Here is a 21,130-nt window from a genome sequence, read left to right on the forward strand (position 1 = left end):
GTCAGTGAGGACGCATTATAGAGATCCGGATCACATTGGCAAGCGTTTTTTAGGAAAAAATACAAAAATAACGACTAAGCGTTTCTTTTTCATTCAAAGCTTTATTTATCCCACTTTATCCTTATTTTAATTACAAGTTATCCACAGAGTTATTAAAAAAGGAGGGTTTCCCCTCCTTTTTTAATAACCGATTTACTCTAGATTCCTGAACCATCTTGTTCGACGTCATCTTCATGTAAACCACATTCTCGTTTTAAGCCGCTAAAGCGAGTTTCTTCTATCTTCATTCCTGGCTTCCACTTTTCCGTCGAATGGGTATCACCAATAGAAAGATACCCTTGGTCTTTCAACGGATGGTAACTCAAGCCATGTTCCGATAAATAAGTATCAATCTGGTCGTCACTCCAATCTATAATAGGAAGAAACTTAAATCTGCCATTTTGAATAGCTAGTACGGGCAAGTTAGCTCGACTCTCCGACTGCTCTCTTCTCAATCCTGAAAACCAAGTCTGAACACCCAAATCCTCTAAAGCCCTCCTCATCGGCTCCACTTTATTCATTTGGTTGTAACGTTTGATTCCCTCAAGACCTTGTTCCCACAGTTTTCCGTATCTTACCTCTTGCCATTGCGGTGACAACTCTGCTCTATATATATGTAGGTTTAAGTTTAACTTCTCCTTAAGCGCATCAATAAATTGATAGGTTTCAGGAAATAAGTAACCCGTATCTGTTAACACGATAGGAGTTTCCGAACGAACCAGACTAACCACATGAAGCATAACCGCAGCTTGCATACCAAAACTCGAGCTTAAGATATGCTGTCCAGGTAGATTTTCAAACGCCCAGCGAACTCTTTGCTCTGCATTGAGCTGTTCCAGTTCTGCATTAAGCTCCGCCAGTTTTAGGATCTGTTCGGTTTTGGTGAGCGAAAGTAAATCTTTTAATGTTGAGTGCTCTTGGAGTTTAAGCATAGAAGTCCCTTTTCGATACTTTCACTTCTTGAATGATGCCCGCTCGAATGACAAAGTCTCCGAAGGCCTCACCACTTTCTCGTTGTTCTGCCCACTGACCAACTAACGAATCGATATCTTCTAGGATTTGCGCTTCGGTGATGTTCTCTTTATACATCTTAGGAACACGAGTCCCTGCTTTGTTACCACCTAAATGCAGGTTATAACGACCCGGAGCCTTACCCACCAGCCCTATTTCAGCCAACATTGCTCGTCCGCAACCATTAGGGCATCCAGTGACTCGTAAGATAATGCTCTCTTCCTTATCGATCTGATGTTTATCCAAGATAGTTTCCACATCAGTAACAAAGCTTGGTAAAAAACGTTCAGCTTCTGCCATCGCAAGAGGACACGTAGGGAAAGCAACACAAGCCATCGAGTTTTTGCGCTGCTCTGATACTGTGTCATCCATCAAGCCATGTTCACGCGCTATCTTTTCTATCTTGGCTTTGTTGGATTTGGATACTTTAGCCACAATAAGATTTTGATTGGCCGTCATTCGAAAATCGCCTTTATGAATTTCAGCGATCTTTGCGATGCCGCTCTTTAACGGTTTATCCGGAAAATCTAGTAGACGTCCATTTTCAATAAATAGCGTTAGATGGTGCTTACCATCAATACCTTCAACCCAACCAATCCTATCGCCACGCTCTGTGAACTCATAAGGTTTACTTTGCTCAAACTTGATGCCAGCGCGCTTTTCTACTTCTGCTTTAAAGACATCAATACCTACACGATCCAATGTATATTTGGTTTTGGCATTTTTACGGTTAGAACGGTTACCCCAGTCTCTTTGTGTCGTCACCACTGAAGCAGCCACTTCAAGAGTTTTATCAAGTGGTACAAAACCGAAATCATCTGCTCTTCTTGGATAAGTACTGATGTCACCATGTGTCATCGCTAAGCCGCCACCCACCAGCACATTAAAGCCGACAAGCTTGCCCTCTTCTGCGATAGCAACAAAGTTCAAGTCATTAGCGTGAACGTCTACATCATTTTGCGGTGGTATCACGACGGTGGTTTTGAACTTACGAGGCAAATAGTTCTTACCTAGAATCGGTTCATCTTCTTGCGTTGTTTCTACTTTTTCACCGTTCAACCAGATCTCAGCATAGGCTTTAGTCTTGGGTAGTAAATGTTCACTGATTTTAGTCGCCCACTCATACGCTTCTTGATGTAACTCAGACTCAACAGGGTTAGTCGTACACAAGACATTTCGGTTTACATCTCCGGCTGTAGCAATTGAGTCAATACCAATAGAGTTCAGGGTTTGGTGCATCAACTTAATGTTCGGCTTCAATACACCATGGAACTGGAACGTTTGACGAGTAGTCAGACGAATGCTGCCATAAAGAGAATGCTCTGTTGCAAATTTATCAATGGCAAGCCACTGTATTGGCGTTATAACACCACCCGGCATTCTTGCTCGTAGCATGACGTTATGCAGAGGTTCGAGCTTTTGCTTAGCTCGCTCATTTCGAATATCACGGTCATCTTGCTGATACATACCGTGGAATCGTATCAACTGGAAATTATCCGCTGTAAAGCCGCCCGTTATTTGATCTTGCAGATCCGTTTCGATCGTACCGCGAAGCAGGTTACTTTCGCGTTTCAGGCGTTCGTTATCAGATAGCGGTCCTAATTCTTGACCTAATACTTCTTGAATAGTCGCTGATTGCTTGCTCATTAGTACACATCCTTCTGATAACGTTTTGCTTTTCTTAGTTCGCTGACAAATTCTTCGGCTTGCTCCAGTGATTTTCCACCATGCACCTTAGTAATCTCTAGCAGTGCGTTGTGTACATCCTTAGCCATATAGTTCGCATCACCACATACATAGATATGTGCCCCCTCTTCAAGCCATTGCCACACTTGTTCACCTTGCTCTAATAGGCGGTGTTGCACATAGACTTTCTCATGTTGATCTCGGCTAAACGCCACATCTAAACGACTTAAGACACCCGACTTAAGGTATTTTTGCCATTCGACTTGATAAAGGAAATCTTGTGTGAAGGTACGATCTCCAAAAAACAGCCAGTTTTTACCACTATCACCCTGATTATCACGCTGTTGAATAAAACTTCTGAATGGCGCAATACCTGTGCCTGGGCCGATCATAATAACTGGGGTATTTCCATTTTCTGGCAACTTAAAGTTGTTGTTGTGTTCAACAAATACTTTTACTTCTGCGCCTTCTTCTAGATCACGAGACAAGAAGTACGAAGCACCACCGTAGCGATTCTCCTCACCAGCAGAATACTCCACCAGCCCAACTGTTAGATGCACTTCTTCATCCACTTCTTCTTGACTAGAAGCAATAGAGTAAAGGCGAGGAGTTAGACGACGTAGCAATGACAGTAACTGTGATGCTTCAAGTTTGGTTTTCTTCTCTTTAAATACGTCTAATACCTGAGTACGTCCCGCGTACTCTCGCAGCTTATCTTTGTCTTCGACTAACTTAAGCAGCTTTTTGCTGCTGGAAAGCTCAGCGTACTGGCTAACCAATTGAGGGTTCGCAGCAGTAATTTCATAATGGCGAATCAGCGCAGAACGAAGGGACAGACTTTCACCGTCAACATCGACACTTTCAATGCCTGACAAACCAGCTTGTGCTAGCAGCGCATCAACCAATTGACTGTTATTTTCAAACCATACACCTAGAGCATCGCCTGGTTGATACGTGAGACCTGAGCCTTCTAAATCTATTTCGATATGACGAACATCCTTGCCAGAATCGCGTCCGGTGATTTTTTGACTAGTAAGTAACGTAGCTGTGTATGGGTTCTTTTTGGTGTAGGTTACCGCAGCGGTATTATTAGCAACCGGCAGCGTTACAACCTCTGCTGCTTGAGATGCGAGGTCAGCTTTTATTTTTTCTAAAGCATTCGCACGCCACTCTCCAGCTGGCGCATCATAGTCGACATCACAGTCAATTCGGTCAATAAATGAGGTTGCCCCCAGCTTCGCTAAGAAAGAATCAAAGTCTTTACCTGTTTGGCAGAAGAACTCGTAACTTGAATCACCTAAACCAATCACACCATATTTTAAGTTTGGAAGCTTTGGTGCTTTTTTGGACTGTAGAAATTCATGCAGCTCAATAGCATTGTCAGGCGCTTCACCCTCTCCATTAGTCGAAGCAACGATAATAACGTGCGTTTCTTTTGCTAGGTTTTTACCTTTGTAGTCACTCGCATCAAACAGCTCGACATCAATACCTAAAGTGCTCGCTTCTTGTTTCAACTCTTCCGCAACACCTTTCGCATTACCAGTTTGTGAAGCAAAGATAATTGACAGTTTTCCAGCGGGTACGGAAGCTGTTGCTGTATTCACTGCATTTGCTACAGGGGTCAGCTGAGTAGGAGCTTGCGCTTGACTCAACCCCCAAAAGTATCCACTCACCCAAGCAAGTTGGTTGGAAGATAAATTACTCGAAGCTTGTTGAAGTTGTGAGATCTGTTGGTCATTTAATGGTGCAGCTACATTAGGTAGCTCTTGTGGTTGTGTATTGCCATTTGATGACTGTTTTACATTTGAAGACATTGTCACGACATCCCTAATCATTGCGTGACGATAGATTAACCAACCACCTTAATAACAAGAAAGAATAGATATGAATGTTTTATAACTTTTTGGAAGAAGAGAAAGGATTACTTAGCTTCAATTCGAACTTCAGTAAAGCCAACGGCCAAGGCAGACTTAGACGCTTTATCAAGATCGTTATACTGACATTCAGCACCATGAATATCAGTTAACATAAGAAAACCGCCCTGCTTGTGGCGAAACTCAACAATCCAACCTTCATCAGAAGAAGACGGTTCTATGATCGCCTCGGCTAACAAGTTCTGATGGTATAGGTGCTTTAACTCAGTCATTGTCATGGTTCCCTCCAGAAATCTCGGCGTAGCTACTGTACCTAGTTGCCATACACTAACTATAGCAATTACGCCTTAATCCGTAGGGATATTTGTTGCTATTTTGTTAACTTAATGGTGCTGCCACTTTCTTATACAACCAAATCGCAATAAGGAACGCGATAATATACGGAAGTAAATTGAAGACGATGCCGACCATTCCCAACATAAACATCACACCGAACGAAACAACCACAGCCAGTGTTACTGTCATCACTGTTACACCTGTCATTACCAGTGTAGCCAAAAATACCAATACGAAAATCAGTTCAAACATAACACCTCCTACGTGCTTGTGACTTCTTTAACGACCTAACTTTGGTATAGCAGGAACTGTTCCAACTATTATAAGTATTTAAAATCAAAAACTTATAAAAACAAAAAACTCCTATTGGCACTGAGCACAATAGGAGTTGGTATTATTGACCAATAAGTTGGTATTTTACACGTCAAGTTCCGCAGGTATTTTCGCTAGTGCAGTTTCGAGCACCTCAATACCAGCACCCTTCTTGTGAGCATTTTCACTAATGTAACGACGCCACTGCCTCGCACCAGGCATCGCCTGAAATAAACCAATCATATGACGAGAAATATGACCAAGATACGAGCCGTTCGCTAACTGTCTCTCAATGTATGGATACATCTCTTCAACAATCTGCTTGCGCTTTTTCACTGGAGCATCAAGCCCAAAGATTAGTTGGTCAACTTGCGCAAGAATATAAGGGTTTTGATACGCTTCACGGCCTATCATGACACCATCTAAATGCTTCAGATGTTCAAGAGACTCTTCAAGGGTCTTCACTCCACCATTCACTGCGATCTGTAAGTGAGGGAAATCTTTCTTAATTTGATAAGCACGTGGGTAATCCAGTGGTGGAATCTCTCGATTTTCTTTTGGACTCAAACCGCTTAACCAAGCTTTACGCGCGTGAATAGTAAATTGTTCACACCCTGCCTTTTCTGAGACAAGAGAGACGAATCGCGTCAGGAACTCATAAGAGTCCTGATCGTCAATGCCAATACGTGTTTTCACCGTTACTGGAACATCAACTACTTCTTTCATCGCCGCAACACACTCTGCCACCAGCTCTGGCTCCGCCATTAAACAAGCACCAAAACGACCGTTTTGAACTCGATCCGAAGGGCAGCCCACATTGAGGTTGATTTCATCATACCCACGTTCCGCTGCAAGCTTCGCGCACGTCGCTAAGTCCGCAGGATTAGACCCACCTAACTGTAACGCCACCGGATGCTCTTCTTCGTTATACGCAAGAAAGTCACCTTTACCGTGGATAATCGCACCTGTTGTTACCATTTCGGTATACAACAGCGTTTGCGATGACAATAGACGATGGAAGTAACGGCAATGTCTATCTGTCCAATCGAGCATCGGTGCCACGGATAAACGGTTTGATTGGAATTTACTTGTGTTATCTGGCTTGGTCATTGTTTTACCTAATAATTTTACCCATCAAATCCGCTTTGAATATCGTGGAATTTTCCATGCTTCCTTGATAAAGCGGTTATCGTCATCAAGAAAAAGCAGCCAATCATACACAGAGAGCGAAGGAGTTTCAAAAAGAAAGCGAAGTAGCTAATCATCGAACCAACGCAGATACCGTCATGTCTAACGACCAACAACTGCGCTTTAAAAACCGCCAGCCAATTCGAACTAGCTTGCGGGTTTTATTTCAAACTAACGACTGTTGTCCTTATCACTACAACGAAACGATTTTGTTATTGTGTTTCTATTTGATTGAGTGATTTGGATACAAATATGCAAATCACGGTTATTTCGTATCGGTGTACGTTCACTTTCCCCTTGTTGATTTAGCACTCTAAAATGCTGCGTCTTACGATATTTATCTAAGTTGCTGAGTGATATTTGAGTCTCGCAGTACACTGATATCGAATGTTTACTAAGTCTTTTGGCAACAGAGATACTCTCCGCTTTTTGCAAACACAGCTTAGATGATGTTTTATGCGGGCTTAATTGAGACTGCATCCGAGTTTTTCGCTTGCCAATGATTCGAAAACTTCCAGGTCGAATTAATTTATATCTTCGGTAGAAATTAAATTTGTTAAGTTGCTTGGTGATCTTTACTTTGAGAACTTCTTTGACAACATCACGTCCACCATAAAGCAAGCAGATCAATATCAGTAGACTCAAAGTCAAATGTTCATCCAGTTTCATCAGATGAACATTGAACATTAACACGACTGACATAGCGAGCATGCTGCTTAAAGCAATGGTTATTAGGTGGTTTACGGATGCACGGCGCTGAGTGCACAAGTGCTCATGCCGATATGCAGGCCAACTGGAGGCAAACTCCTCGAGTTCATCATGGTAGCCCATTCCACGATATGCTTTCTTTCTCTGTTCGTATGGACGCCAGCCTGCAATATGGTTGCGTTCAAACAAAAGTCGAGAAAGACAGTTCAACACAGATTGCGATGACAGCTCTGCGTGATTTTCTCTCAACCTTTCATAGAGTTTTAACAGCTCTTGGCATGCGATGACTAACAAGCGTTGATGTAATGAGCGCGCCGATGGGCAACGCTCAAACAGAAGAGCAAACTTATAATTTACTCGCTCCACCTGCCAACACAAAGATGGCACGCCAGGGTATCCAGACTCACAACAAACCGAAAGACACCGTGCACGTATCGCAGTATGGAACGACGTTAGCCATTCCACTAGTTTACTTTCAGTTACAGGACACCAGTGACCCATTTCCAGAGCAATGAACTCCAATCGAGCTTCTTCAGTTAATAGACTATCAGTGTTGTGATAGAGGAATATTGAACGGTACAGATCATCCATTGCCTCCTCACTGAAATCTGCAACTGAATAACGTTGGCCATCCATATAGATCTTGATATCTATGGTTCCAACCTCACCACCTCGTAGCATCTGGGACACCACTATATCGTTGCTCGCTCTCCATTCTATATTCATGATGACAACTCCTACTCTGAGGTTAAGACAAACCGAGTAATCGAGTAGTACAGAAGAAATAGATTAGCAGTCCACCAATATCAACGATGGTGGTTATCGCTGGGCTAGCGACAACGGCAGGGTCAAGGTTGAGTCGTTTAGTCATCATAGGCAGCATAGCGCCAATAACGGTAGAAGAGACTATTTGGAAGAAGAGTGCTAAGCCAATTGCACAGCCCAACATGGTTAATGTCAGATTCGCCGGCAACTCAACGCCATAAGACAGTAAACTCACTTTCCCTAAAGTAATAACAGCCAGTGCACCACCAATAACAATGGCAATGCGTGTCTCCTTCCACAACACTGACAGCCAGTCACGCAGCTTGACGCTTCCTAACGCCAGAGAGCGCACCATCACAGTCGCAGACTGCGTACCAGCATTACCACCAGAGTCCGCTATCATTGGCATGTACAAGGCCAAAACCGTAAACGCTTCAATTGCATCTTCATAACTATGGATCACCATACCGGATAACAAACCCAATATGGCTAAGCCTATTACCCAGACAATACGCTTACTCACATGCTCCATAACAGACAGGCTCATATAGTCGCCGACATGACCATCTTGCTGAATGCCCATCAATCGTTCCATGTCTTCAGTTTGCTCTTCTGTAACGATATCTATCGCCGATTTAGCCGATAGCAAACCGACAGGAAGCCCCTGACTATTTAAGATTGGTACAACATCAAAACGACTTTGTTTGAGTAGCGCCACAGCATGTTCTTGTGATGCGCTGAAATGACAGCTGATGGCTTGCTGTACAATCTCATACAGTTTTAAATTGGGTTGAGACTTAAACAGAATATCCAGTTTAATTAAGCCCATAAAGCGTCCCATATCATCGACGATGGTAAGACAGGCAAACTCAACATACAGGCTGTTCAATGCTTTTTTCGCCTGCTTTACTGACATATCATGATAGAGCACTATCATTGCTGCGGAGTTAACGGCATGGATAACTGGATGCCGTGCTTGAAGAAACTGCTCTACATCTTGCTGATAGTCGAACCCCTCAAGGGAATAAAGACGTTGAAGCGACTCTGCCGATAACTGCTGAGTAAAACAGAGCATTTGCTGAATGTATTCAGCGTTAAAATGTTGGTTAAGCTTTTGTATCTCATGCATTTCAATCCAATGATTAAAAAGAGTGAAATCTACTTGAGTCGCACCAGACTCGAAGCTAACAGTTTGGTGATAGTTGTATTCGTTTACTGTGTTAGTAATGGTCATGATAACGCACCTTTTTATTAGATATGACGGTCCCTTGCTCCATTCGAGCAATAGACAAAACAATTCATTTTCAGGTGGTTACTAACAAGATAACGTTTGAGTTTCAGAGAAAGAAACCAACGTCATTTTAGGAGGGCGGGAAAAGGTGAAGGGGGTGGCAATGTTTAGTCCATATTACTCCAATAAGATCCGCGCTCTTGAGCTAGTAATCCACCTTCGACTGTCGTTTTCCATAATATTTCTCCTGTGAAAATATGGGCGCATGGTAGGTATCTACCCCCTCATAGTCAATAGTGTGAATATGCAACTTGGCAACTTTGATGTTGCAAAATATTTCACCCTATTGTTCAGAGCCACCAGCAGAATAAAGTGATGAATCAGTCAATACGATAATTCGAGTCAGCCTACTAACGATCTACGTGGGGAATTAGTATAAAATAGTCGGACTTCGCTAAGACAGGTGACCATGTGAATCAAAAGCTAATACAACAATTGGAAGATATCTGTTCCGCAAGAGGTGTGCGACTCACTCCTCAGCGTCGAACTGTTTATGAGCTTATTTGCGAAAATAAGAAGGCCTCTAGTGCTTATGAATTATTAGAACAGCTTAAAGTCAGTGAGCCAAAAGCAAAGCCGCCTACCGTGTATCGCGCTCTAGACTTTCTTTTAGAACAAGGTTTTATTCACAGAGTTGAATCAACTAATAGCTTTATCTCATGCTGTTCATTTGGTGAGCATAAGCACTACTCTCATTTATTGATTTGTGATAAGTGCGGCAATGTCGTTGAACTACAAGATGATATTCTGATAGCCTTGTTGAATAGTAACGTTGAAAAACATGGCTTCCAGTTCTCCAATCACGTTATTGAATCTCATGGCATTTGTCAGACGTGTTCATCATTGGAAGTTGAAAATAAATAGAAGAAGTTATGCGCGCTGAATTTGTAAACCCGTTTTTAGCCTCCTTAATAAATGTGCTAAAAACCATGGCGACGATGGAAATCAAACCATTAAAACCAAGAATTAAGAAAGATGAGATTGCTCGCGGGGATGTATCTGGTCTTATAGGGATGGTAGGCAACCAAACTCGTGGTTCAATGTCGATCACATTTGAAGAGGGTCTTGCTCTCGAAATCATGCAAAACATGCTCGGCGAGAGACCACACGGTCTCAATGAAGAAGTGACCGATATGGTCGGTGAAATCACCAATATGGTCACAGGTGGTGCAAAACGAATTCTCGCTGAGAGTGGTTTCGACTTTGATATGGCAACTCCAGTGGTTGTCTCGGGTAAAGGACATACCATCAGACATAAATGCGATGGAGCGATCATCATCATGCCTTTTACCTCTGAATGGGGTAATGCATTTATCGAGATTTGCTTCGAGTAAACTCGCTTTCACTTAGACAAAATAAAAGAGGCTCCAGTTGGAGCCTCTTTTATTATAGTTTTCTGCGCAGGAGCAACATGGCTATGGTTAAAAACACCAAGCTAGGCCCTAAGGCGCCAAACAACGGCGACATCCCATAAACAAGGCTAACAGGCCCAAAGAATTCACTCGAAATGTAAAACGTAAAGCCTGCGATTACACCAGACAGAATACGCGCACCCATAGTTACACTTCTTAAAGGACCAAACACAAAAGACAGTGCCATTAGCATCATTACCGCGACCGAAATTGGCTGTGTCGCTTTACGCCAAAATGCCAGTTCATAGCGAGATGCATCCTGTTCAGAGTCTTTCAAGTATTGGGTATAATCCCACAATCCACTTAACGGCAACTCATTAAGATCCACAGTAACAATCGCTAGCTTGTCAGGCACCAGTGAAGTTTCCCAAACTTGCTTATCGAGCGTCTCTTTTGATAATGCCTCATCGTTTTTCATGTCTGTAATTTGAATTCGGTGCATCTCCCAACGATTATCGCCTAGATAATCTGCAGATTCCGCAAACACCGTTTCTTTGAGCTGTTTATTCTCACCGAAGCGCCAAATATTCAATCCTTCAACAGACTCGCCGTTGACCTTAGAGATAAAAATGAAGTCATTCGCATCACGAGCCCAGACGCCGTTCCTAACCGATACAATGCTACCTCCGGATGTCGCTTGAAGGCGCAAATCGCGAGCCATTTGCTGAGTAGTTGGTGCCCCCCACTCCCCTAATGCCATCACTACCACCATCAAAGGCACTGCCGTCTTAAGTACTGAAAGACCAATACGTAGCTTCGAAATCCCGGCAGCTTGCATAACAACAAGCTCGGAGCTGCTCGCTAACATACCTAAGCCGACTAAGGAGCCAAGTAGCGCAGCCATAGAGAAGAACAGCTCAATATCACGCGGCATCCCTAATATCACAAAGTACAATGCCGACAGCATGGTGTAGCTCCCCTCGCCAACTGAGCGAAGCTGTTCGACAAATTTGATCACCGCAGATAAGCCAACGAAAACCGAGAGCACTAATATGATAGTGGTAATGATTGTCTTACCCACGTAAACGTCTAGTATTCTAAACACGCTCTAAGCTACCTCTCGTCTTTGCATGCGCTTACGACGCAGTTTCTCTCTGAATTTTCTCACACCGACCGTATCCCAAGTATTGACACCGATCGCGGCAAGCAGCAATGCAAAGTTTACTGGCCATAATCCAATGTACGACGGAAAAGCTCCATCTTCTAGCGCCGATTTCATTGCACTGATCGCCATAAAATAAGCGAAGTAAGCCAAGATTGCTGGCCCCATTTTGGCAAACTTGCTTTGCCTTGGGTTTACCGCCGACAAAGGCACCACCAGCATGGTTAATAATGGAATACATACCACCAAGGAGATTCGCCAATGGAGCTCGGCTTGCGCTTTAGGATCAGGGTTACCCAATAACTCCATAGTGGGTATGGCCATCCAAGAACGCCCACGCTGTTGGACTTCGCGCTGCCCAATGACCCCTTCATAATCGGTAAACTCTGTAACCATATACTCAAGACGAGTCGGCACACCCTCATAACGAACACCGTCATAGAGCGCAATCACCTGTCGACCATCACTTAACTCTTTTACATCACCAGATTTCGCCGATATCACACTAGGTAACACCGAATCTCTTGGATTTAACTGAGCAACGAAGACATTGGTTAGCTTTTTATCTTTTATGCTGTCAATAAAGACAACCGAAGAACCGTCAGGGGTTCGTTGGAAGCTACCCGTTTGCAAAAGCTCCACCGAGTTTTCCGATGCAAGCCGTTCACGAATCTGCACTTCTTGTTCTTGAGTCCAAGGGGCTAACCAGAACGCATTAAACGCCGCTAGAGAAGTGGTCAGTACCGCTAAATACATAGCCGCACGAATAAGAAACTTATTACCTATCCCGGTCGCATTCATTACCGTGATTTCACTTTCTGCGTATAAACGCCCGAAAGTAACTAGGATTCCGATATAAATACTCAATGGGAACATCAATAGTCCCATTGTTGGCATACTAATACCCGCCAAAGTCATAATCAGACCAGCAGGAATATCTCCATCGGAAGCATCAGCAAGCACTTGGATAAATTGACGACTGAAAAACACTAAAAAGAGCACTAAAAAGATGGCTAATTGGCTCTTAACTGTTTCTCTGATCAAATATCTAACAATAATCACAGTGAAAACACCTATACAAAACTTGTTTTTTTGATTGAATCGCTATAGTTTTCGGGTAAACCTTTTATTTTTTACTTTTTTGATCGATTCTTATCTTTAGATTATAGGCCGAAATGGCTCATAGGATTCAAGCATTAAGAATCGATTATCCAACATTTAGTTCTATTTGTCTTTAGGATGTAGGAGTACGCATGGAGTTTAGTGTTAAAAGTGGCAGTCCAGAGAAGCAGCGCAGTGCATGCATCGTCGTTGGCGTATTTGAGCCACGTCGTCTCTCTCCGGTTGCAGAGCAGCTTGATAAAATCAGCGATGGCTATATTAGCTCTTTGCTACGTCGTGGCGACCTAGAAGGTAAGCCAGGTCAAATGCTGCTACTGCATCAAGTACCTGGAGTGCTTTCAGAGCGCGTTCTGTTAGTTGGCTGTGGCAAAGAGCGAGAGCTTGGTGAGCGCCAATATAAAGAGATCATTCAAAAAACCATCAGCACGTTGAACGAGACTGGTTCTATGGAAGCCGTATGTTTCCTAACAGAGCTGCACGTTAAAGGCCGCGACACATACTGGAAAGTACGTCAAGCTGTTGAAGCAACGAAAGATGGTCTATATACCTTTGATCAGTTCAAGAGTAGTAAACCAGAAACACGTCGTCCACTGCGTAAGCTAGTATTCAACGTCCCTACTCGTCGTGAGTTAAATCTTGGTGAAAAAGCGATTGCTCATGGTCTAGCGATTGCTTCAGGTGTGAAAGCGTCGAAAGATCTTGGCAACATGCCACCAAATATCGCAAACCCAGCTTATCTTGCTTCTCAAGCTCGTCGCTTGGCTGACGATTACGACACCATTTCAACCAAGATCATTGGTGAGCAAGAAATGGAAAAACTAGGTATGACGTCTTACCTAGCTGTCGGTCGTGGATCAAAGAATGAATCTATGATGTCTATCATGGAGTACAAGGGCAACCCGGATCCAGATGCGAAGCCAATTGTTCTAGTTGGTAAAGGCCTAACGTTCGATTCAGGCGGTATCTCACTAAAACCTGGCGAAGCCATGGATGAGATGAAATACGACATGTGTGGCGCAGCATCGGTATTCGGTACCATGAAAGCGCTAGCTAAGCTGAACCTACCAATCAACGTGGTTGCAGTACTAGCAGGCTGTGAAAACATGCCTGGCAGTAATGCCTATCGCCCAGGTGATATCCTCACAACGATGTCTGGCCTTACAGTTGAAGTATTAAATACGGACGCAGAAGGTCGCTTGGTTCTGTGTGACGCATTAACTTATGTCGAACGCTATGAGCCGGAATGTGTTGTTGATGTTGCCACTCTTACGGGTGCATGTGTGATTGCGCTAGGTCATCATATCAGTGGTGTGATTTCAAACCACAACCCACTTTCACATGAACTTGTTAATGCCTCTGAGCAAGCTGGCGATCGCGCTTGGCGTCTACCAATGGCAGACGAGTACCAAGAGCAACTAGCAAGCCCATTTGCTGATATGGCAAACATTGGTGGCCGCCCTGGCGGTACGATTACAGCTGGTTGCTTCTTATCTCGATTTGCTAAGAAGTATCACTGGGCACACTTAGATATTGCTGGTACGGCATGGAAATCAGGCAAAGCGAAAGGCTCAACGGGCCGTCCTGTCTCGCTACTTGTCCAATTCTTGCTAAACCGCAGTGGCCAAGAGACTGAAGAGTAAACAGAAGGGCCGAAAGGCCCTTTTTTATTGCTTACCAATAACCAGAGCAAAGCGATATTTCACATGAATACGGCAACCTTCTACATCATTAATGAAGACTCTGAACAAGCCTCTCAACAGGGGTGGTTTGCCTATGTGCATTTTCTCTGTCGCCATTTTACTGCGCAAGGTGCCAAGCTCTATATTAACTGCAGTGACAAAACCGAAGCTGAGTCGCTGGCTGAATATTTCTGGCAGGTGATACCTGAGCAATTTATTGCCCACAATCTCATTGGCGAAGGACCTAAAAATGGTACACCGGTAGAGATTGGTCACGAGGGCCTTAAACCCAGTTGGAATCGGCAACTAGCAATAAATTTGGCGAATAGTCACGCAACCTTTGCGCAGTCCTTTGGTCAAGTGGTAGACTTCGTCCCTTGCGAAGAAAAAGCTAAGCAAACTGCGCGAGAAAGGTATAAAATTTACCGTCAAGCGGGCTATCAGCTTCAAACCATTGAGATTCAACATTCAGAATCCTAATCAAGGTCAATCCTTATAAGTAAGCGTTAATTTCCCTGCGTTTATTTATAAGGTTTGGCAAATTTCTTTCACAGATTAAAGTAAGTATCCAGAAAGCTATGGAAAAGACATATAACCCACAATCTATCGAACAAGCTCTGTATAAGACTTGGGAAGAGAAAGGCTACTTTAAGCCTCACGGTGACACGACTAAAGAATCATACAGCATCATGATCCCGCCACCGAACGTCACTGGTAGCCTACACATGGGTCATGCATTCCAAGACACCATCATGGATACGCTAATCCGTGCCGAGCGTATGAAGGGTAAAAACACTCTTTGGCAAGTAGGTACTGACCATGCTGGTATCGCAACTCAAATGGTTGTTGAGCGCAAGATTGCCGCTGAAGAGGGCAAGACTAAGCACGATTATGGTCGTGAAGCTTTCATCGACAAGATCTGGGAATGGAAAGGCGAGTCTGGCGGCACGATTACTAAACAGCTTCGTCGTCTAGGCGCATCTGTCGACTGGGATCGTGAGCGATTCACTATGGATGACGGCCTATCTAATGCCGTTCAAGAAGTCTTTGTTCGTCTATACGAAGATGATCTTATCTATCGTGGTAAGCGCCTGGTTAACTGGGATCCAAAGCTACACACAGCGATTTCTGACCTAGAAGTTGAAAACAAAGACAAGAAAGGCCACATGTGGCATTTCCGCTACCCTCTAGCTGATGGCGTAAAAACAGCAGAAGGTAAAGACTACATTGTTGTCGCAACTACTCGTCCAGAAACTATGCTGGGCGATACTGGTGTTGCAGTAAACCCTGAAGATCCTCGCTATAAAGATCTTATCGGCAAAGAAATCCTGCTTCCTATCGTAGACCGTCGTATTCCAATTGTAGGTGACGAGCACGCTGATATGGAAAAAGGCACAGGTTGTGTGAAGATCACACCTGCACACGACTTTAACGACTATGAAGTTGGTAAACGTCACCAATTGCCAATGATCAACATCCTAACGTTCAATGCAGATATTCGTGACACAGCAGAAGTATTCACCACAAATGGTGAAGCAAGCGATGCGTATTCAACGGAGCTTCCAGCTAAATATCATGGCATGGAGCGTTTCGCTGCTCGTAAAGCTATCGTTGCCGAGTTCGAAGAGCTTGGTCTTCTGGACGAAATCAAAGATCACGATCTGACCGTACCTTATGGCGACCGTGGTGGCGTGATAATTGAGCCAATGCTAACTGACCAATGGTATGTTCGTACTGCACCTCTAGCAGAGACAGCAACCAAAGCAGTTGAAGATGGCGAAATCCAATTCGTGCCTAAGCAGTACGAAAACATGTACTTCTCTTGGATGCGTGATATTCAAGACTGGTGTATCTCTCGCCAGCTATGGTGGGGTCACCGCATTCCAGCATGGTATGACAACGACGGTAACGTTTATGTAGGTCGTACCGAAGAGGAAGTGCGAGAGAACAATGGTCTAGCGCCAGTTGTTGTTCTGCGTCAAGACGACGACGTTCTTGATACTTGGTTCTCATCTGCACTGTGGACATTCGGTACTCAAGGCTGGCCAGAAAACACTGATGACCTGAAAACTTTCCACCCATCAGATGTACTGGTTACAGGTTTCGACATCATCTTCTTCTGGGTTGCTCGCATGATCATGATGACCATGCACTTCTGTAAAGATGAAAACGGTAAACCACAGGTACCATTCAAGACGGTATACGTTACGGGTCTAATCCGTGACGAGAACGGCGACAAGATGTCGAAGTCTAAAGGTAACGTTCTTGACCCAATCGATATGATTGATGGTATCGATCTTGAGTCTCTAGTAGAGAAGCGCACAGGCAACATGATGCAACCTCAACTAGCGAAGAAGATTGAAAAGAACACTCGTAAGACATTCGAAAATGGTATCGAACCTTATGGTACTGATGCACTTCGTTTCACTCTTGCAGCAATGGCATCTACTGGTCGTGATATCAACTGGGATATGAAGCGTCTAGAAGGTTACCGTAACTTCTGTAACAAGCTATGGAACGCAAGCCGTTACGTACTTATGAACACAGAAGATCAAGATTGTGGTTTCAACGGTGGTGAGATTGAATATTCACTTGCAGACAAGTGGATCGAGTCTCAGTTTGAACTTGCTGCAAAAGAGTTCAACGGTCACATCGACAACTACCGTCTAGATATGGCTGCAAACACCATTTATGAGTTCATCTGGAACCAATTCTGTGACTGGTACTTAGAGCTGACTAAACCAGTTCTATGGAAAGGTAACGAAGCTCAGCAACGTGGTACACGTCGCACGCTGATCACAGTATTAGAGAAGACACTGCGTCTAGCTCACCCAGTACTACCATACATCACTGAAACTATCTGGCAGAGCGTCAAACCTCTTGTTGATGGTGTTGAAGGTGATACGATCATGCTTCAAGCTCTTCCTCAGTTTGAAGAAGCAAACTTCAATCAAGAAGCACTTGACGATATTGAGTGGGTGAAAGCATTCATCACTAGCATCCGTAACCTACGTGCTGAGTACGATATTGCTCCAAGCAAAGCGCTAGACGTCATGCTTAAAGTTGCTGACGATAAAGACGCAGCTCGCCTAGAAGCGAACAAAGCGGTTCTTGTGTCTCTTGCTAAGCTTGAAGACATCAAAGTACTGACAGCTGGCGAAGAGACTCCAGCATGTGCCACAGCACTGGTTGGTAAATCTGAGCTTATGATTCCTATGGCTGGTCTAATCGATAAAGATGCAGAACTGGATCGACTAGCGAAAGAAATCGCTAAGACACAAGGTGAAGTAAAACGTATCGAAGGCAAGCTTGGTAACGAAGGTTTTGTCGCCAAAGCACCTGAAGCCGTTGTTGCAAAAGAACGTGAGAAACTTGAAGGTTACAAAGAGATGTTAGTTAAACTGGAAGAGCAAAAGCAAACTATTGCCGCGCTTTAAGCTTAGCTAAATCCATATAATAAAAAACCGAGACCCTAGCTCTCGGTTTTTTATTAGCTAACAACTATTATTTCAAGAATTACTTCAAGACCGTTTCAAGTGCTTTAAGGCATAGGGCAACGTTCTCTCTTCTGGCCCCATACCCCATCAAACCAATTCGCCATGCTTTACCAGCTAATACACCTAAACCCGCACCAATTTCTAAGTTGTACTGTTCTAAAAGCTGAGAGCGTACTGCTGCATCGTCAACACCTTCCGGCAAGTAAACAGCATTAAGCTGAGGTAATCGGCTATCTTCTTCAACGACGAAGCTCAACCCTAGCTGTTCTAACCCTTCTTTGAGCAACAAGTGCATGTCTTTATGGCGCTGCCACGCATTCTCTAGTCCTTCATTTTTGAGCAAGACTAGCGACTCATGCAATGCGTACAAACTGTTCACTGGCGCGGTATGGTGATAGCTGCGCTTCCCTTTTCCACTCCAATAGCCCAAAACCAAGCTCTGATCGAGGAACCAACTTTGAACGGTCGTTTTGCGAGATTTGATTACCTCGATGGCCGCTGGAGAAAGCGTGACTGGTGATAATCCCGGCACACAGGATAAGCACTTCTGACTTCCGGAATAAACTGCATCTAGTTGCCATTCATCCACCAATAAAGGCACCCCACCTAGAGATGTCACAGCATCAACAATAGTCAGCATATCGTTTTGCTTAGCAAGCGAACCTAGAGCCTGCGCATCACTTACAGCTCCAGTGGATGTCTCAGCATGAACAAACGCTACTATTTTTGCATCTGGATGCTCGGCGATTGCTTGTTCTACTTTAGCCACAGAAACAGGCGCACCCCATTCATCTTCTACGACAATGGCTTCACCGCCACAACGAACCACATTCTCTCGCATACGTTCGCCAAACACACCATTGCGACAGACAATAACTTTATCGCCTGGCTCAACGAGGTTTACGAAGCATGTTTCCATACCAGCACTACCGGGCGCTGAAACGGCGATCGTGAAGTCATTTTGTGTCTGAAATGCATACTTGAGCAGCACTTTAAGTTCATCCATCATACCGATGAAGAGCGGATCTAGGTGTCCAATCGTTGGACGACTCAAGGCTTGCAATACTTGTGGGTAAATATCTGATGGGCCAGGCCCCATTAACGTACGGTGAGGGGGCACAAAGCTAGAAATAGTCATGGGCAATCCTTTAATGATTTATTGTAGTAATAAGTAAAATATCCTAAGGAAATTCAGTCTGTTCCACAACGGAATAAAAATCAACATTTTTGCAACATCCAACCACTCAGTTTTTTATGGTTAAATTGTGAATCTTCATTGACTTTTCACGCTCAAAAACGTTGAATAAACACACTATCTGTAGCAACCACTAAAAAGCTACAGCGGAAGAGGAGCACTGCCCAGGCAGGTAATCATGTGAAGCCGCAACTTCTATACATGTTACTGATGGGGAGCAGTGCCGAGATGAACTCAATTTGCAGGATTAAGTTTGTCGGTTGAACGGGCTGAATCCCTTTAACTGTCACCAAGTGATTGGTGAAGAGCTTCTGAGGTCCATTCTTTATTCGGATTCCTCCGCTCTATTTTTCTCTTCAAACATCGGATGTTGGGTTACCAACCTTATTATTACTACTGGAAGTCCTGGAGAATTACTGTGAGCGCATTCAATGTAGCTAAATTTGGCGGAACAAGCGTCGCCAACTTCGAAGCCATGAGCCGTTGTGCTGAGATTATCGAAAACAACCCACAAACGAAACTGGTTGTAAGCAGCGCATGTTCTGGAGTCACCAACATTTTGGTTGAGCTGGCGAATGGAGTAAAAGACGAAACACACCGAGCAGAGCTCATCATTAAACTTAGAACTATCCATACTGACATTATGTCGCAGCTCAAAGACACCTCTTCTATCGAGGATCGTGTTGAAGCACTAATTGAAAAAGTTGCGACTTTATCCGAAGCGGCTTCTATTGCAACATCGGCAAAGCTTACTGATCACCTAGTGGCGTGTGGCGAGAGAATGTCGACTCATATTCTGACTCGATTAATGCAAGAGCGCGGAGTCGACGCTGTACGTTTTGATATTCGCGATGTACTAAAAACAGACAGCGACTACGGCAAAGCTGAACCAAACCTAGAAGCGACTAAACAATTAGCCGATGAGAAGCTTATTCCTTTGTGTCAGCAACACGTTGTCGTCACCCAAGGTTTTATTGGTTCCGATGATGATAGCGAAACAACAACACTTGGTCGAGGTGGTAGTGACTACAGTGCCGCACTTATTGCAGAAGCAGTAGAGGCTGCGGGATTAGAGATCTGGACAGATGTCCCGGGAATTTATACAACGGACCCTCGTATCGCTCCGAATGCACGCCCTATTCCAGAAATCAGCTTTAGTGAAGCCTCCGAGATGGCGAACTTTGGCGCGAAGATCCTGCATCCTTCAACACTTTTACCAGCATTACGTCACCAAATCCCTGTGTTTGTCGGCTCATCAAAAGCGCCGCAAGAAGGTGGTACTTGGGTACGACAATCCGTAGAAAGCGCGCCGCTATTTAGGGCATTGGCGCTACGTAACAATCAAACTATGGTGACACTGCGTAACCCTAAAATGTTCCAAGCGTATGGTTTCTTAGCGGACGTCTTTACCGTATTGGCAAAACACCAAATCTCTGTTGATTTGGTCACTACCTCAGAAGTCAGTGTTTCACTTACACTTGATCAAACTGATACGTGTGGCGGTGCACCAGAACTTCCTGTTCAAGCTCAACAAGAACTAGAGCAACTCTGTACAGTCGAGGTCAAACAAGGATTAAGCCTCGTTGCGCTGATTGGTAACAACATGAGTGAGACAAAAGGCTCTGCAGCTGAAGTATTCGATACTCTGGATGAGTTTAATATTCGTATGATCTGCTACGGTGCTAGTCCACATAACTTATGCTTCCTATTAGATGAAGACGAAGCAAAGCAAGCCGTTAAAGCACTTCATGAAGAGCTGTTTGAATGATAGCAATGGTCGAATGAAATGGCCTCGTCGTTAGACGGGGCTTTTTTATATCAGATTGAACAGTATAGAGAGTTAGATAGGATATCATCAGGCAATAAAAAACCCGACGCTTTCGCATCGGGTTTTCTAATAAGTGGCGGAGTGG

Annotated in this window: 17 protein-coding genes and 1 riboswitch; of the genes, 6 read left to right on the plus strand and 11 right to left on the minus strand. The window is 44.0% G+C overall.

From position 1 onward, the window contains the following. Positions 1–197: 197 nt before the first annotated feature. From AWH66_RS20245 to AWH66_RS20280, 8 genes are all read right to left on the minus strand, one after another. Positions 198–971: a phosphoadenylyl-sulfate reductase gene (locus AWH66_RS20245; RefSeq protein ID WP_063605321.1), complete on the minus strand. Its 774-nt coding sequence runs from the start codon at positions 969–971 to the stop codon at positions 198–200. Further along, a complete protein-coding gene (gene cysI, locus AWH66_RS20250; RefSeq protein WP_063605320.1) occupies positions 964–2,697 on the minus strand; it encodes an assimilatory sulfite reductase (NADPH) hemoprotein subunit in 1,734 nt (577 codons plus the stop codon). Before cysI ends, AWH66_RS20245 begins: the two co-directional genes overlap by 8 nt. Then, positions 2,697–4,550 (minus strand): assimilatory sulfite reductase (NADPH) flavoprotein subunit, encoded by a 1,854-nt coding sequence (locus AWH66_RS20255; RefSeq protein WP_063605319.1) that lies wholly within the window; start codon positions 4,548–4,550, stop codon positions 2,697–2,699. Before AWH66_RS20255 ends, cysI begins: the two co-directional genes overlap by 1 nt. Positions 4,551–4,657: 107 nt before the next feature. Then, on the minus strand, positions 4,658–4,888 hold the full coding sequence (locus AWH66_RS20260) for a hypothetical protein (protein ID WP_031495170.1): 231 nt from the start codon (positions 4,886–4,888) through the stop codon (positions 4,658–4,660). Positions 4,889–4,988: 100 nt separating this feature from the next. After that, positions 4,989–5,198, minus strand: coding sequence for an envelope stress response protein PspG (locus AWH66_RS20265; RefSeq protein ID WP_063605318.1), 210 nt, complete (start codon positions 5,196–5,198; stop codon positions 4,989–4,991). Between the two features lie 165 nt (positions 5,199–5,363). Beyond that, a complete protein-coding gene (gene dusA / locus AWH66_RS20270) occupies positions 5,364–6,368 on the minus strand; it encodes a tRNA dihydrouridine(20/20a) synthase DusA (protein WP_083400086.1) in 1,005 nt (334 codons plus the stop codon). A 249-nt stretch (positions 6,369–6,617) separates the two neighbouring features. Next, positions 6,618–7,880: a hypothetical protein gene (locus AWH66_RS20275; protein WP_063605317.1), complete on the minus strand. Its 1,263-nt coding sequence runs from the start codon at positions 7,878–7,880 to the stop codon at positions 6,618–6,620. Positions 7,881–7,902: 22 nt separating this feature from the next. Then, positions 7,903–9,153: a magnesium transporter gene (locus AWH66_RS20280; RefSeq protein ID WP_063605316.1), complete on the minus strand. Its 1,251-nt coding sequence runs from the start codon at positions 9,151–9,153 to the stop codon at positions 7,903–7,905. Positions 9,154–9,621: 468 nt separating this feature from the next. Between AWH66_RS20280 and zur the strand changes: the two genes are divergently transcribed. After that, positions 9,622–10,074, plus strand: a complete 453-nt coding sequence (gene zur / locus AWH66_RS20285; RefSeq protein WP_006073191.1) for a zinc uptake transcriptional repressor Zur — start codon at positions 9,622–9,624, stop codon at positions 10,072–10,074. Between the two features lie 8 nt (positions 10,075–10,082). After that, entirely contained in the window at positions 10,083–10,544 is a 462-nt protein-coding gene (locus AWH66_RS20290; protein WP_063605315.1) for a chemotaxis protein CheX, read from the plus strand. A 52-nt stretch (positions 10,545–10,596) separates the two neighbouring features. Here AWH66_RS20290 and lptG read toward each other — a convergent pair whose 3' ends face one another. Both lptG and lptF read right to left on the minus strand, forming a co-directional pair. After that, positions 10,597–11,667 (minus strand): LPS export ABC transporter permease LptG, encoded by a 1,071-nt coding sequence (gene lptG, locus AWH66_RS20295; RefSeq protein WP_006073195.1) that lies wholly within the window; start codon positions 11,665–11,667, stop codon positions 10,597–10,599. A gap of 3 nt (positions 11,668–11,670) precedes the next feature. Next, on the minus strand, positions 11,671–12,786 hold the full coding sequence (gene lptF / locus AWH66_RS20300; protein ID WP_006073198.1) for an LPS export ABC transporter permease LptF: 1,116 nt from the start codon (positions 12,784–12,786) through the stop codon (positions 11,671–11,673). A 191-nt stretch (positions 12,787–12,977) separates the two neighbouring features. Between lptF and pepA the strand changes: the two genes are divergently transcribed. From pepA to AWH66_RS20315, 3 genes are all read left to right on the plus strand, one after another. Continuing rightward, the gene (pepA, locus tag AWH66_RS20305) at positions 12,978–14,486 is read left to right on the plus strand and encodes a leucyl aminopeptidase (RefSeq protein WP_006073199.1); all 1,509 of its coding nucleotides are present in this window, start codon (positions 12,978–12,980) and stop codon (positions 14,484–14,486) included. Between the two features lie 63 nt (positions 14,487–14,549). After that, a complete protein-coding gene (locus AWH66_RS20310; RefSeq protein ID WP_063605314.1) occupies positions 14,550–15,005 on the plus strand; it encodes a DNA polymerase III subunit chi in 456 nt (151 codons plus the stop codon). Positions 15,006–15,103: 98 nt separating this feature from the next. Further along, on the plus strand, positions 15,104–17,962 hold the full coding sequence (locus AWH66_RS20315) for a valine--tRNA ligase (protein WP_063605313.1): 2,859 nt from the start codon (positions 15,104–15,106) through the stop codon (positions 17,960–17,962). A gap of 79 nt (positions 17,963–18,041) precedes the next feature. Here AWH66_RS20315 and AWH66_RS20320 read toward each other — a convergent pair whose 3' ends face one another. Then, the gene (locus AWH66_RS20320; RefSeq protein WP_063605312.1) at positions 18,042–19,160 is read right to left on the minus strand and encodes a pyridoxal-phosphate-dependent aminotransferase family protein; all 1,119 of its coding nucleotides are present in this window, start codon (positions 19,158–19,160) and stop codon (positions 18,042–18,044) included. Positions 19,161–19,359: 199 nt separating this feature from the next. Next, a riboswitch (Lysine riboswitch) is annotated at positions 19,360–19,536 on the plus strand. 99 nt (positions 19,537–19,635) lie between these two features. Here AWH66_RS20320 and lysC point away from each other — a divergent pair. After that, a complete protein-coding gene (gene lysC, locus AWH66_RS20325; protein ID WP_063605311.1) occupies positions 19,636–20,985 on the plus strand; it encodes a lysine-sensitive aspartokinase 3 in 1,350 nt (449 codons plus the stop codon). Positions 20,986–21,130: the final 145 nt, after the last annotated feature.

Source organism: Vibrio barjaei (genome assembly GCF_001639065.2).
GTDB classification, from domain to species: domain Bacteria; phylum Pseudomonadota; class Gammaproteobacteria; order Enterobacterales; family Vibrionaceae; genus Vibrio; species Vibrio barjaei.

Coding starts and splice junctions, on each gene's coding strand:
- AWH66_RS20245 (WP_063605321.1), bottom strand. CDS start 971: ATGCTTAAACTCCAAGAGCACTCAACATTAAAAGATTTACTTTCGCTC.
- cysI (WP_063605320.1), bottom strand. CDS start 2,697: ATGAGCAAGCAATCAGCGACTATTCAAGAAGTATTAGGTCAAGAATTA.
- AWH66_RS20255 (WP_063605319.1), bottom strand. CDS start 4,550: ATGTCTTCAAATGTAAAACAGTCATCAAATGGCAATACACAACCACAA.
- AWH66_RS20260 (WP_031495170.1), bottom strand. CDS start 4,888: ATGACAATGACTGAGTTAAAGCACCTATACCATCAGAACTTGTTAGCC.
- AWH66_RS20265 (WP_063605318.1), bottom strand. CDS start 5,198: ATGTTTGAACTGATTTTCGTATTGGTATTTTTGGCTACACTGGTAATG.
- dusA (WP_083400086.1), bottom strand. CDS start 6,368: ATGACCAAGCCAGATAACACAAGTAAATTCCAATCAAACCGTTTATCC.
- AWH66_RS20275 (WP_063605317.1), bottom strand. CDS start 7,880: ATGAATATAGAATGGAGAGCGAGCAACGATATAGTGGTGTCCCAGATG.
- AWH66_RS20280 (WP_063605316.1), bottom strand. CDS start 9,153: ATGACCATTACTAACACAGTAAACGAATACAACTATCACCAAACTGTT.
- AWH66_RS20290 (WP_063605315.1), top strand. CDS start 10,083: ATGCGCGCTGAATTTGTAAACCCGTTTTTAGCCTCCTTAATAAATGTG.
- pepA (WP_006073199.1), top strand. CDS start 12,978: ATGGAGTTTAGTGTTAAAAGTGGCAGTCCAGAGAAGCAGCGCAGTGCA.
- AWH66_RS20310 (WP_063605314.1), top strand. CDS start 14,550: ATGAATACGGCAACCTTCTACATCATTAATGAAGACTCTGAACAAGCC.
- AWH66_RS20315 (WP_063605313.1), top strand. CDS start 15,104: ATGGAAAAGACATATAACCCACAATCTATCGAACAAGCTCTGTATAAG.
- AWH66_RS20320 (WP_063605312.1), bottom strand. CDS start 19,160: ATGACTATTTCTAGCTTTGTGCCCCCTCACCGTACGTTAATGGGGCCT.